The organism is uncultured Croceicoccus sp., assembly GCF_947496385.1.
Classification (GTDB): Bacteria; Pseudomonadota; Alphaproteobacteria; order Sphingomonadales; family Sphingomonadaceae; genus Croceicoccus.
Map to the genome: position 1 here is coordinate 1 of NZ_CANMCP010000015.1, position 12,436 is coordinate 12,436.

The window sequence follows — 12,436 nt, forward strand, 5'->3', positions numbered from 1 at the left end:
CCTTCGTCACTACGACGAAGCCCAAACCCTCCTTAATTACAACCTCAAATCTGTGCCATGGGTGCTGACGGGGAACAGCTGATAGGCCTTGCTCAGCTCTTCCTTGCGGATGCGGGCGATTTTCTCCTTTAGCTTGCGCGCCAGAACGAACCGGCAGCGCATCAGTGTGGTGAGCGGGATGTTACGTTTGCCAGTCAGGAAATTGACCACATCGGTCAGCCAACGGATCAGTTCGCCCTGGCCGATGAACTGGTCCCGCACTTGCCGGTCCAGCAGGTGGACAAGGCCCGCTTCGGTCCAGCCATCGACCGGCACATCCAGCATCAGCTGGTCGCTCTGATCGTGGTGGCGCACCATCAGGCTATCGCCCTCCAGATCGATTTCGAAGCCGTCCGATGTCTGTTTGACCGAGAATTCGGCCTCGCTCAACTGGTACTCCTTGTCGGCCAGCGACCAGTCAAAATACTCGCTGATCAGGTCCGTATCGGCGAGCACCAGTTCGCCTTGCACCCAAGTCATCAGCCGCGGGACGATGAAGGGCTTGCCCAGCTCCGCGGCCGATGCCTCATGCTGGATTTCGGCGTGGAACTTCGCCACTTCCTCTCGCACGCGATTGCCCTGATCCTCTGGCAGGGCGGCGGCTACGCGCTCAACCTCTTCTTCGCGCATCGGGCCGGTGACCTTGATCGCTGCCTCGCCGCGTTCGTTGGTCTCGATGGTGATTTTCTCGGGCGCAGCAGCCTTTGCGGCAGCAAGCTGTCCCTCGTCGGCCTTTACCGGAATGCTCACTGAGGGCTTGGGCCGTTTGCGAACACCGAACAGCCCCTCTTCCAGGGACTTCTGAGGTGGCGCCTCGATATTGGCTTCTGCCTCCTGCTCTTCAAATCCCATATCGACCAGACGGTCACGCAGGGTATTGGCCGCTTCCGCGAAGGACTTCGACACCAGATTGGCATAGGCCCGGTTCAGCGCACCCGATTTGCGCCGCTTGGCATAGGGCATCCGCAACACCCGCCCCAGCAACTGCTCCGCATGGCGCTGTCAGAAGGATTGTACCTCTGGCAAAAACCTCGGTGCAGGGTAGGGGAAGCGTATGCCCCGAGCCAAGAAACCAGCCAACCCGTTCCGGTATTTCCATTCTTCGCCGGAGGTGATCCGCCTCGTGGTAATGATGTATGTTCGATTTCCGCTTAGCCTGCGGAACGTCGAAGACCTACTGTCGGAACGCGGCATCGACATTTGCCATGAAACGGTCCGGCTTTGGTGGAACAGGTTTGGCCCGATTTTCGCATCGGACATACGGCGTCAGCGGGTTAGCCGAATGCACGGTTTTCGCCATTGGCAATGGCACTTGGATGAAATGTACGTCCGCATCAATGGCGAGATGGTGTATCTGTGGCGTGCCGTCGATCACGAAGGTGAGGTGCTTGAAAGCTACGTCACCAGAACCAGGGACAAGGCCGCCGCCCTACGCTTCATGAGGAAAGCGCTGAAGCGTCATGGTTCGCCCGAAGTCATTACGACGGACGGTCTGCGGTCCTACAAAGCTGCGATGTCCGACCTCGGAAATTCGACGAAGCAGGACACCGGCCGCTATTTGAACAACCGGGCTGAAAACTCACACCTGCCATTCCGACGAAGGGAACGAGCGATGCTGCGCTTCCGGCAAATGAAATCGCTGCAGAAATTCGCCTCGGTTCATGCCTCCTTCCACAACCACTTCAATTCCGAACGTCACCCCGTTGATCGTCAAACTTACAAAGCCCGCCGCTCAGCTGCCCTCGCTGAGTGGCAGAACCTCATGGCCTGAGGAATAGCCGGTGAAGGGCGCACTTTGCAAAACGGAGAGCGGTTTGCATCCGACTGACAGCTCCCATTCGACCGACAGATCCCTGATCAATCATCAGCGCGGTGCCATTCGGATGGCACCGTCCAGGCGGACGTCCTCGCCGTTGAAATAGCTGTTTTCTATCATCACGAGTGCAAGCGCTGCGTATTCATCCGGTTTACCCAGCCGTTTGGGATAGGGGACGGATGCACTAAGCGATGCAAGCGTCTTTTCAGGTAGACCCATCAGCAGGGGAGTCTCGAAAAGACCGGGCAGGATAGTGTTCACACGAATGTTCTCGGACATGAGGTCACGCGCCACGGGGAGCGTCAGGCTCACCACACCGCCTTTCGAGGCAGAATAGGCAGCCTGCCCGATCTGACCGTCCTCGGCCGCTACGGAAGCTGTGTTGACGATGGCACCGCGATCTCCGTCAGGCAGCGGGCTGAGGTCGAGCATGCCGGCCGCACTCTTCGCAATGCAGCGGAAGGTGCCGATCAAATTGACCTGCACGACCTTCTCGAATGCATCGAGAGGGAAATGTCGGATGCTGCCGTCTTCCCTGTCGCGGCTTGCGGTCTTTATGCCGTTGCCGATGCCCGCACAATTGACGAGTACGCGTTCCTGGCCGTGCGTGTCGCGCGCCCTTTTGAAACCTTCGTCTACGCTGGCCTCGTCGGTAACGTCGACATCGCAGAAAACTCCCCCGATTTCGTCCGCCACGCGCTGTCCACCGTCGCCATCCCGATCGAAAATGGCGACGCGAACACCCTTCTTGCCAAGGGCGCGGGCCGTGGCGGCACCGAGGCCGGATGCGCCACCGGTCACGACGGCTGCGATGGAAGAGTTTAGTATCATGGAAAATCCCAATTCATGTTTGTCGGATTATCGGAAGGTCAGGCCGCTGCGAGAGCTTCGCTCACGGCAAAGGGCGCTTCGGTTTGCTGCTCGATCTCCTCGATGGTCACGCCCGGTGCCAGTTCGAGCAGGGTCAGGCCGCTGCCGCCCTCACGATCGCAATCGAAGACGCCGAGATTGGTGATGATGCGGTCGATGGCGCGCACGCCTGTAAGAGGAAGCGTGCATTCCTTCAGGATCTTGGGGCTACCGTCCTTGCTGGTGTGATCCATCACCACGACCACGCGCGGCACGCCGGCCACGAGGTCCATCGCACCGCCCATGCCCTTCACCACCTTGCCCGGAATGGTCCAGTTGGCAATATCGCCATTCATGGCCACTTGCATTGAGCCGAGAATGGTCAGATCGATATGACCACCGCGCACCAGGGCGAAACTGTCAGCCGAGGAGCAATAGCTCGTACCCGGCAGCTCGGTTACGGTCTGCTTGCCCGCATTGATGATGTCGGGATCTGCCTCTCCCTCGAAAGGGAAAGGGCCGATGCCGAGCATTCCATTCTCGGAATGCAGGCTCACGGTGATGTCGTCCGGAATGTAGTTCGCGACGAGCGTGGGTATGCCGATGCCAAGGTTCACATAGTCCCCATCGGCGATTTCGCGCGCAGCTCTCCGGGCCATCTGTTCCCTTGTCCAGGCCATGCCCATCTCCTTTCATCCACCAAAGACATAGGCACTTCACGGGGATGCGAGCAAGCACTTTCTTCGCAATAGAGAATGCCATTCTCAAAAGTTGACGATTGCTCGCGGGTCCGGTTAGTGCGGGTTCCTGCAAGGAGAGAGTATGATCGAGATTTCCCGGCGGGCGCGCGATATTGGCGGCGAGGTGGAGCGCTTCGTGCGCGATGTCATCGTTCCATTCGAAACTGACGGGCGCCGCGACCACCACGGGGCGCCGACCGAGGAACTGGTGCGCGAAATGCGCGATCTGGCGAATGATGCCGGGCTGATGACGCCCCATATTCTGGAGGACGGCAGCCACCTGACCCAGGTCGAAACCGCGCATGTGCTCATCCGGTCCGGGCTCTCCCCGCTTGGCCCGCTGGCGCTCAACACCAATGCGCCGGACGAAGGTAATATGTATTTGCTCGGCCATGTCGGCAGCGACCATCTGAAGAAAAAGTTTCTGGGTCGGCTGGTGTCGGGCGAGGAGCGCAGCGCCTTCTTCATGACAGAGCCCGCCGAATGGGGCGGGGCGGGGTCGGATCCTTCGATGATGAAGACCACCTGCCGCAAGGATGGCAATCATTGGGTCGTGAACGGGCGCAAGGTGTTCATCACGGGTGCCGATGGCGCCGGCGTCGGTATCGTGATGGCAAAGGCCGAGAGCGTAGAGGAGGGGGGCGGTGCTTGCATGTTCATCGTCGACCTGCCGGATCCCGCAATTCGTATCGAGCGCGTTCCCAACACGATCGACAATTCGATGCCGGGTGGACACGCCAGCGTGGCGATCGAGAACCTTCGCGTTCCGGCTGACCAGATGCTTGGCGAGGCCGGCGAGGGTTTTCGCTATGCGCAAGTCAGGCTCAGTCCTGCGCGCCTTTCGCACTGCATGCGCTGGTTGGGTGCGGCGATGCGCTGCCAGGAAATCGCCATCGATTATGTCTGCCGGCGCGAAGCGTTCGGCAAACTGCTGATCGATCACGAAGGGGTCGGTTTCATGTTGGCGCAGAACCAGATCGACCTGAAACAGGCGGAATTGATGGTCTTCTGGTGTGCATCGATACTTGACTCCGGCGATCTGGGCACGACCGAGAGCTCCATGACCAAAGTCGCAGTGTCGGAAGCCCTGATGCGTGTTGCGGACAATTGCGTGCAGGTTCTGGGCGGGACGGGGGTGACCGACAAAACGGTGGTCGAACAGGTGTTTCGCGAATTGCGCGCGTTCCGGATCTATGATGGCCCGACGGAAGTCCACAAGTGGTCGCTCGCGAAAAAGATCAAGAAGGCGCAGCAGAGGAAAGCTGTGCCGTGAGCACCTTGGGCCAGGAGAATACCGGCACGACAGCAGTGCGCGAGGGATACGAAATCGATCGCGACGCTCTCAATGCATGGATGGGCGAGAATATTCTCGATTACTCGGGACCGCTCAGGATCGCGCAATTCAAGGGCGGCCAATCCAATCCGACCTATCGGCTCGCATCGCCCTCCGGTCGTTACGTCCTGCGCCGCAAACCGCCCGGCGAAATCCTGAAAGGGGCTCACGCGGTCGAGCGGGAGGCCCGCGTCATGGCGGCGCTGGGCGAAACCGAATTTCCCGTGCCGCGAATTCTGGGCCTGTGCAACGAGGATACCGTCCTAGGAACGCCATTTTTCGTGATGGAGATGGTCGAGGGCCGGATATTCTGGGACGCAAGCTTTCCCGACGTCGGGCGTGACCAACGGCCTGCCTATTTCGGCGCAATGAATGATACGCTCGCGCGGCTCCACTCGGTAGATTTCGAGGCCGTCGGCCTTGGCGATTACGGGAGGCCGGGAAACTATTTCGCGCGTCAGATCGGACGCTGGTCAAAGCAATATCTCGCCGACGAGGAGGCCGGGCGCGATCCCGAGATGGATGCGCTGGTCGAATGGTTGCCGCGGAATATCCCGCCTGGCGACGAGACCACGATCGTTCATGGCGATTGCCGGTGCGACAACATGATCTTTCACCCCACCGAGCCGCGCGTGCTGGCCGTGCTCGACTGGGAGCTTTCCACGCTTGGCCATCCGCTCTCCGACTTTTCCTATAATGCCATGATGTACCGCATGCCGCCCCATATCGTGCCCGGATTGCGCGACGCTGATTTGAATGCGCTGAATATCCCGACCGAGCGCGAATATATCGACGATTACTGCCGCCGCACGAGGCGCGATGGCATCGCCAATTGGGATTTCTACATCGCGTTCAACTTTTTTCGCCTGGCGGCAATTTTCCACGGGATCAAGGGACGGGTCATTCGCGGAAATGCCTCCAGTGCCCAAGCGGCTGAGAGGGCAGCGGATTTCCCTCAGCTGGCGAGACTTGCCGGCGATGCGATGCGCGCCTGCTCCTGAAACAGACAGAGGAAAACCCCTTCTCATGAATGAAGCCTATATCGTTGAAACACTGCGTACACCCGGCGGTCGCCGCAAGGGAGCGGCCTCGCACTGGCATCCGGCGGACATGGCCGCTGAAGTCATCAATGCCTTGCTCGACAAGACAGGCATCGACCCCGCGGCGGTGGATGACGTGATCCTCGGTTGCGTCACCCAAGCGGGCGAGCAGAGCAACGCCTTTGCGCGTAATGCGGTGCTTTCGTCCAGATTGCCGCAATCGGTGCCGGGCGTTACCATCGACCGCCAGTGCGGCAGTTCGCAGCAATCGATACATTTCGCAGCGCAGTCGGTGATGAGCGGCATGCAGGACATGGTGATTGCAGGCGGCGGGGAGAGCATGACGCGGGTGCCGATGTTTTCGAACCGCAAGCTGCATGACGAGGCGGGCCTTGGCGAAGGGCCGTACAGCCGGCGTGTCCTTGAACGGTACGGTGTCGACGGGTTCAACCAGTTCACGGGCGCGGAAATGATGGCCGCGAAATATGGCTTTTCGCGTGAGGATCTCGACAACTTCGCGTTGATGAGCCACCGCAAGGCGGCCGTCGCTTCGCGTTCCGGAGCCTTCGACGCGGAGATGGTGCCGCTCACGGACAGCGAAGGAACGCATACGCAGGACGAAGGCATTCGCTTTGATGCTTCCCTGGAGGCGCTGGCCGATCTCAAGCCTCTTGTGGAGGATGGGGTCATTACGGCAGGCAATGCCAGCCAGATCTGCGACGGGGCGTCGGGCTTGCTGATCGTGGGAGAACGCGCGCTAAGGGATCATGGCCTGACGCCCATTGCGCGTATCGCCGGCATGACCGTAACGGCAGGCGATCCGGTCATCATGCTGGACGAGCCGATCAATGCAACGCGCCGGGCGATGGAGCGGGCGGGTATGAACCTGGATCAGATCGACCTTTACGAAGTCAATGAGGCGTTCGCACCCGTGCCGATGGCTTGGCTGCAACAACTGGATGCGGATCCGGACAGGCTGAACGTCAATGGCGGTTCGATCGCGCTAGGCCATCCGCTGGGCGCGACGGGCGCCAAACTCACGGCAACGTTGATCCACGCCCTTAGATCGCGGGGTAAACGCTACGGCCTGCAAACGATGTGCGAGGCAGGCGGCATCGCGAACGTCACGATATTCGAGGCGCTCTGATCACGGCGTTACAACGCCTGACCATCGTCGATCGTGATAGTCGAGCCCGTTACATAGCGCGACGCATCCGAAGCGAGGTAGAGGGCAATATCGTCCAGCGCATCGATATCCATGAGGTGGCGGCGATGCCAGCTCGCGATCTGTGCCTTGCCAGCGTCGCTTTCGAACCATTCGTCTCCCATCTCGGTGCGAATATAACCTGGCTGGATGGTGTTCACATTGATGCCTTGCCGCACCCATTCGCGGGCAAACTGGCGTCCAAGATGCGCGACGCCTGCCTTGCTGGCGGCATAGGCGGCGTCCCCCTGATTGGTCATATCCGCTGTGACGGAGCCGATCAGGACGATGCGTCCCCGTGCAAGCGCCCGCATGTTCGATGCGATCATCCGCCCCGCACCCTCACGCACGGTCAGATAAAGGCCCAGCAGGTTTGTATCGAACACGGACCTCAGCGCATCTGCCGATACATCGGTCGAGCGCCCCGCGCGCGAGACGCCCGCATTTGCAAAGATGGTATCGACCCTGCCGAACTCATCTTCGGCTAGATCGTAGGCGTTGCGCACCGATGCTTCGTCAACCACATCGAGCGGGACCGCCAGCGCCTTACCACCGCCTTCGTTGATCTTGTCGGCGAGCGCCATCGTGCGATCGGTCCGCCGGGCACCGAGCACCAGCTTTGCACCGGCCTGCGCCAGCTTAATTGCGAGATGCATGCCGATGCCGGACGATGCCCCACTGACGAGCGCGATGCGGCCCTCGAGAGAATGATTGCGTGTCATGCTCGCTCCTGTTCAAGATCATGTTCGATAAGGTCGGATGCCCTCCAAGCCATCGCGCAGACAGGCGCAAACGTGTTCCCCGAAGGCATGACTGGCGCGATGGAGAGGTCGACGACGCGCAGGCCTTTGATTCCGCGCACGCGGCATCGCGGATCGACGACCGATTCCTCGTCCACGCCCATGCGGCAGGTGCCTGCGGCGTGATAGGCAGGCGTTCCCAGCATCCGGTAGGCCTCGATGATGGCATCATCGCTTTCCGCCTCAGCGCCCGGCCGCGTCTCCTCCACGATGATGTCGCAGAGAGGCTTCGTAAGGGCCAGCGCACGTACGTAGCGGACCGTCCCTATCAGCTCCCGCCGCTCCTGCTCGTTCGAGAAAAAGTCGAGGGCACCCTCGGGCAGCACAGCGGGATCGCGCGAGACGATGTGAACATGGCCGCGCGCGCGAGGGCGGAGGGGGTAGATCACCGCCTGAATGCCGGGGAAGCTTTCCATCGCCATCTTCGCGCTGGAACGATCAATGCTGTGCGGTGCGAACAGCAATTGGGCATCGGGACGATCGGCATCGGCATGACTTCGAAACCAGCCGATGACATCGAAAGTGCCACTCGCGAGCGGACCTTCATGCTTCAGGTAATATTGCGCAGCATTTTTCAGCAGGCGGAGGCCTGAATATTCGCGGTTCAAGGAATAATGCGGCCGCGTGCGCCATTGGAGCGTGATGCCGCAATGTTCGAAAAGATTGTCGCCTACGCCTCTGTTCTGGGCAACCAGAGGAATGCCCAGTTGATCGAGATATTCCGGATCGCCAATGCCCGAGCGTTCCAGGATTGCCGGCGAGCCGAAAGTGCCCGAAGCGAGAATGATTTCGTGCGCCCGCCAGACCTCCTCCTTGCCGTTGCGCAGCCCTGCAACACCCGTCGCGCGGCCATTCTCGAACAGGACCCGATCGACCGTCACGCCGGTTTCGATCGCCAGATTGCCGCGGTTCTTGACGGGATCGAGAAAGGCGGCCGCAGCGCTCTGGCGTCTGCCATGCCAGACGGTCTGGGGACAGTACCCTATCGCCTCCACGGCGTCCGGATCGTTGGGATTGCCACGCCGCGACAGCCCCAGCGCCTCGCCGGCCTCTATCACCGCGTCCATTTCCGGACGGGGAGGCGGGACGGATGTCCGAAGGCCGTTCTCCCCTTCCAGAGCGTCGAAAGCCTGTGCGATATGCTCCCATGCCCAATCATCGCCTGCCTTTTTGGCAAGCGCATCGTAGTCTGCGGGCTTTCCGCGAACATACATCATGCCGTTGGTGGAGGACGAGCCGCCAAGCGTCTTCCCGCGTACCCAGAAGCCGGCCGGCTCGTTGTTACCGGCGCGGCCTGAAATGCGAAAAGGCCAGACATAAGCAGAATTGGCCAACACCTTGCCCACACCCTTGGGCATATGGATCATCGGATTCCTGTCGGGCGGTCCGGCCTCCAGCAGGAGCACCTGTCGGTTCGGACTGGCGCTCAGACGGTTGGCGAGAACACACCCAGCCGCACCACCCCCGACGATGATCACATCTGCGATTTGCCCGTTTGCCATGCCTTTCCAACCTTTTTCTTGCGAGAATGATCTTTCGCATACAGAATAGTGAGATGACTGACCAGCCTGAATTCGACCCCCGACAATGTCCGGTTATCATCGGCGCAGGGGAACTGGCCGATCGACCCGAAAATCTGGCCGACGCGCTTGATCCGGCAGGTTTGATGGTCGCTGCCCTTCGGTTGGCGGAGCGCGATGCGGATTGTGAAAACCTTCTCGCCCGGCTCGATCGACTTGATATCATCAACGAAATCTCGTGGCCGTATCCGGATCCGGAGGCTGAACTGCGGCGTCGATTGGGGCAGTCTGAATTGCAGACCCGCTACTGGCCAGTCGGCGGGCAGACGCCGATCACGGCGCTGCACGAGGCAGCGCTCGATATTCAGGCCGGTAGGGCGCGGATAATCGCCGTTTGCGGAGGCGAGGCTGAGGATAGTGTACGCCGGGCGCGCAAGAGCCAAGCCGCCCTGAATTGGCCCGAGCGGGATGAGGGTTTCCGCCCGGTGCGCGGCGGGGATTATCAGGGCAGGGTTGCAAAGACACTGGGATTGACGAGCCCTGTTAACGTCTATCCGCTTTATGAAAATGCGAGCCGCGCGGCATGGCGACAGAATTTTGATACCGCGCAGCAAGAGAGCGCCCGCATCTGGTCGCGCAATTCGCATATTGCCGCTGCACGCGATGCTGCATGGCTCAAAAGCGCCGTCGATCCCGAGACGATACTGTCAGGCGATGGCGGCAATCGCCTGATCGCCTGGCCCTACCGTAAGTTGATGGTTGCCAATCCGATCGTGAACCAGGGCGCGGCGTTTATCGTGACCAGCTTGACGATGGCGCGCGAGCTCGGCATTTGTGAAGATCGCATGATCTTCATTCACGGCGGCACGGCCGCTGACGAGCCGCGCGACATCCTTGCGCGGCAAGACTACAGCTTTTCGCGGGCCATGGAGGGCGTGCTTGGACAAAGCGCGAAGCTGGCAGGCGACAAATTCGCTGTCGAACTGTACAGCTGTTTTCCCTGTGTTCCGAAAATGGCGCGGCGCGTACTCGGCTTGTCCGACCACGATGCGTTGAGCGTGACAGGAGGGCTTACCTTCTTCGGCGCGCCGCTTAACAACTTCATGGGACATGCCGTGGTCGCGATGGTGCACCATTTGCGACGGCAAAGCGGCTGGGGCCTGCTTTACGGCCAAGGTGAATATGTGACGAAGCATCACGCGGTGATGCTCGGCACGAAGAAACCCGAACGGGCCTTGCCGCAGCATTACCGAATGCGGGATCTGGAAAAAGACATCGAACGCGCCGCTCCGCGCCTTGACCAGTCCCATCGCGGACTGGCGAGGCTGGAAACCTACACCGTAGTGTTCGATCGCAATGAAGACGTACGCCAGGGCATAGCTATTGCCCGTGCGCCGGATGGCAGCCGCGTTGCCGCTCGGGTGGAGGCCGACGATGCTTGCACGCTCGAGAAACTCATGAGCGAAGTCGATCTGGTCGGTCGCCAAGGTGAGATTGGAATAGGCGCGGATGAATTGCCACACTGGTGCTTTATCTAGGATCGGGACTCATCGGAGCAGCGAGAAGATGACAATTGCCGGGATGCGCATGGAGGGCATAAAGCTATTTTTGATTTGACGGGTTTCATGCGGTGAGTTTTCCGCGAGGCTATAGCCCTTGTCGGCGAGCAGTGCGCTGCCGCGGGGCAGAGCGTTGACTATCGATGCCGCGCTTTCCAAACCGCTCGTCTGCCCCCCGCTTAGTAGCATGACCAGAGGTGGTCCCTGACAATTGCTTCTTGCCTGAAGCCTGGAGTGAAGCTTGCGCTCCAGGCCGACCTTGGCACGCCCACTATGTTGAGAAAGAGGCCGTTTTTAATAAACCTGACCGCTAAGTGATGAGCTTTCAATCGGTGCATCAATCATCGGTTCATTCGGCTCTCCACCTTTCGCAGCGAGCGCAGCAGAGATCTCTGCGGACACACCCAGACCGCTCCACCTAAGGAACCGATTGGAAATGGCCTTTCGCTTGGCCCACTCCGCGAAGGCGTCACGCCAGCGCAGACCCTGGCGGATTGATCAGATAATCCCGCTGACTATCCGCCGGCCACCGATCCGCGGCAATCCATGTTACACGGGGAAATGCGGCTCGATCCAGCGCATCGGCGCCTCAGGCAACCCGATCATATCAATCGTGACGACGACGACTCAGGATTGCCGATGGTTCCAATCATCGCGCGTTTTGGAAACCTTGTTACGCATCATGCGCTCAGCGGCCCTTCCAGATAGGCTGCCGCTTTTCAGCGAATGCTTTGGGTCCTTCCCGATACTCTTCCGAGCCTAGCATGACATCGAGCGCCTCGTTATCGCGCTGGCTGAGAAAAGCCTGCTCCAGTGACGCTTTTTCGAGACCCTTGCGGGCGATGCTTTTCGCAGCGCGAATGGCGAGCGGGCTGCCCTGCAGGATCATCTCCGCCCAGCGGCGTGCCTCGGCGATCAGTTCCTCGGGAGATACGACACTGTTCACAAATCCCATCTCGCGGGCTTCGTGTGCCGATACCCGGCGGCCGGTCAGGATCATGCCCATCGCCTGCTGCCAACCGATCGTGCGAGGCAGGCGATGCAACCCGCTTGCAAGCGCTGCCATCCCGACCCGTGGTTCGGGCAGGGCGAAGATTGCATCATCCGATGCGATCACGATGTCGCATGACAGGGCAATCTCGCACCCGCCGCCAAGCGCCAGCCCGTTCACGGCCGCGATGATCGGCTTCTCGCAGTCGAACCGTCCGGTCAGGCCGCCGAAATCGCTGTCGGGTCGGTCGAGTCCGCCCCCTTTTGCCTGGAACTTCAGATCGTTTCCGGCGCTGAAGGCGCGCCCCTCGCCAGTGATGATGGCAATCCACTGCTCCGGATCTGCTGCAAACTCGTCAAACACACGGGCAAGTTCGAAATGCGCGTCGGTATGAAGCGCGTTGAGACAATCCGGGCGATTGATCTTGACGATCGTGAGCGGCCCTTCACGCAGAACTTTGCAGTATTGCGTCGGCGCGGCGGCGCCGTCCTGTCGCGTTTCCCCTGTCTGGTTAGTTGTCACGGTTCAGCGCCTCACATCGAACA

The 12,436-nt window shown here is 60.3% G+C and carries 12 protein-coding genes; 5 read left to right on the plus strand and 7 right to left on the minus strand.

Annotation, left to right across the window (positions count from 1 at the left end; genetic code table 11):
* Window positions 1-36: 36 nt before the first annotated feature.
* The gene (locus Q0897_RS14695) at window positions 37-1,002 is read right to left on the minus strand and encodes a hypothetical protein (protein ID WP_299310147.1); all 966 of its coding nucleotides are present in this window, start codon (window positions 1,000-1,002) and stop codon (window positions 37-39) included.
* Between the two features lie 91 nt (window positions 1,003-1,093).
* On the opposite strand from Q0897_RS14695, the gene Q0897_RS14700 reads away from it, so the two are divergent.
* Window positions 1,094-1,810, plus strand: a complete 717-nt coding sequence (locus Q0897_RS14700) for an IS6 family transposase (protein ID WP_299310148.1) — start codon at window positions 1,094-1,096, stop codon at window positions 1,808-1,810.
* A 93-nt stretch (window positions 1,811-1,903) separates the two neighbouring features.
* Here Q0897_RS14700 and Q0897_RS14705 read toward each other — a convergent pair whose 3' ends face one another.
* Window positions 1,904-2,686, minus strand: a complete 783-nt coding sequence (locus Q0897_RS14705) for an SDR family NAD(P)-dependent oxidoreductase (RefSeq protein ID WP_299310168.1) — start codon at window positions 2,684-2,686, stop codon at window positions 1,904-1,906.
* Between the two features lie 38 nt (window positions 2,687-2,724).
* The gene (locus tag Q0897_RS14710; RefSeq protein WP_202087206.1) at window positions 2,725-3,384 is read right to left on the minus strand and encodes a CoA transferase subunit B; all 660 of its coding nucleotides are present in this window, start codon (window positions 3,382-3,384) and stop codon (window positions 2,725-2,727) included.
* Window positions 3,385-3,526: 142 nt separating this feature from the next.
* Between Q0897_RS14710 and Q0897_RS14715 the strand changes: the two genes are divergently transcribed.
* The 3 genes from Q0897_RS14715 to Q0897_RS14725 are packed head-to-tail and all read left to right on the plus strand — an operon-like array spanning window position 3,527 to window position 6,964.
* Window positions 3,527-4,717: an acyl-CoA dehydrogenase family protein gene (locus Q0897_RS14715; protein WP_299310149.1), complete on the plus strand. Its 1,191-nt coding sequence runs from the start codon at window positions 3,527-3,529 to the stop codon at window positions 4,715-4,717.
* On the plus strand, window positions 4,714-5,778 hold the full coding sequence (locus Q0897_RS14720) for a phosphotransferase (protein WP_202085338.1): 1,065 nt from the start codon (window positions 4,714-4,716) through the stop codon (window positions 5,776-5,778). The genes Q0897_RS14715 and Q0897_RS14720 overlap by 4 nt, the downstream gene beginning before the upstream one ends.
* A gap of 25 nt (window positions 5,779-5,803) precedes the next feature.
* The gene (locus tag Q0897_RS14725; protein ID WP_299310169.1) at window positions 5,804-6,964 is read left to right on the plus strand and encodes an acetyl-CoA C-acetyltransferase; all 1,161 of its coding nucleotides are present in this window, start codon (window positions 5,804-5,806) and stop codon (window positions 6,962-6,964) included.
* 8 nt (window positions 6,965-6,972) lie between these two features.
* Here the strand turns inward: Q0897_RS14725 and Q0897_RS14730 are convergent, their stop codons facing one another.
* Both Q0897_RS14730 and Q0897_RS14735 read right to left on the minus strand, forming a co-directional pair.
* Window positions 6,973-7,743, minus strand: coding sequence for an SDR family oxidoreductase (locus tag Q0897_RS14730; RefSeq protein ID WP_299310150.1), 771 nt, complete (start codon window positions 7,741-7,743; stop codon window positions 6,973-6,975).
* Window positions 7,740-9,323, minus strand: coding sequence for a GMC family oxidoreductase N-terminal domain-containing protein (locus Q0897_RS14735; RefSeq protein WP_299310151.1), 1,584 nt, complete (start codon window positions 9,321-9,323; stop codon window positions 7,740-7,742). Before Q0897_RS14735 ends, Q0897_RS14730 begins: the two co-directional genes overlap by 4 nt.
* Before the next feature lie 53 nt (window positions 9,324-9,376).
* Here Q0897_RS14735 and Q0897_RS14740 point away from each other — a divergent pair, with 53 nt between their 5' ends.
* On the plus strand, window positions 9,377-10,879 hold the full coding sequence (locus tag Q0897_RS14740) for an acetyl-CoA acetyltransferase (RefSeq protein ID WP_299310152.1): 1,503 nt from the start codon (window positions 9,377-9,379) through the stop codon (window positions 10,877-10,879).
* Between the two features lie 9 nt (window positions 10,880-10,888).
* Here Q0897_RS14740 and Q0897_RS14745 read toward each other — a convergent pair whose 3' ends face one another.
* Window positions 10,889-11,059 (minus strand): hypothetical protein, encoded by a 171-nt coding sequence (locus Q0897_RS14745; protein ID WP_299310153.1) that lies wholly within the window; start codon window positions 11,057-11,059, stop codon window positions 10,889-10,891.
* A 529-nt stretch (window positions 11,060-11,588) separates the two neighbouring features.
* On the minus strand, window positions 11,589-12,413 hold the full coding sequence (locus Q0897_RS14750; protein WP_299310154.1) for an enoyl-CoA hydratase-related protein: 825 nt from the start codon (window positions 12,411-12,413) through the stop codon (window positions 11,589-11,591).
* Window positions 12,414-12,436 lie beyond the last annotated feature (23 nt).

Excerpts from the sequence above, each read along its gene's own strand:
- Q0897_RS14725 (WP_299310169.1), top strand. The coding sequence starts at position 5,804 with ATGAATGAAGCCTATATCGTTGAAACACTGCGTACACCCGGCGGTCGC.
- Q0897_RS14700 (WP_299310148.1), top strand. The coding sequence starts at position 1,094 with ATGCCCCGAGCCAAGAAACCAGCCAACCCGTTCCGGTATTTCCATTCT.
- Q0897_RS14735 (WP_299310151.1), bottom strand. The coding sequence starts at position 9,323 with ATGGCAAACGGGCAAATCGCAGATGTGATCATCGTCGGGGGTGGTGCG.
- Q0897_RS14710 (WP_202087206.1), bottom strand. The coding sequence starts at position 3,384 with ATGGCCTGGACAAGGGAACAGATGGCCCGGAGAGCTGCGCGCGAAATC.
- Q0897_RS14705 (WP_299310168.1), bottom strand. The coding sequence starts at position 2,686 with ATGATACTAAACTCTTCCATCGCAGCCGTCGTGACCGGTGGCGCATCC.
- Q0897_RS14715 (WP_299310149.1), top strand. The coding sequence starts at position 3,527 with ATGATCGAGATTTCCCGGCGGGCGCGCGATATTGGCGGCGAGGTGGAG.
- Q0897_RS14730 (WP_299310150.1), bottom strand. The coding sequence starts at position 7,743 with ATGACACGCAATCATTCTCTCGAGGGCCGCATCGCGCTCGTCAGTGGG.
- Q0897_RS14695 (WP_299310147.1), bottom strand. The coding sequence starts at position 1,002 with ATGCCCTATGCCAAGCGGCGCAAATCGGGTGCGCTGAACCGGGCCTAT.
- Q0897_RS14740 (WP_299310152.1), top strand. The coding sequence starts at position 9,377 with ATGACTGACCAGCCTGAATTCGACCCCCGACAATGTCCGGTTATCATC.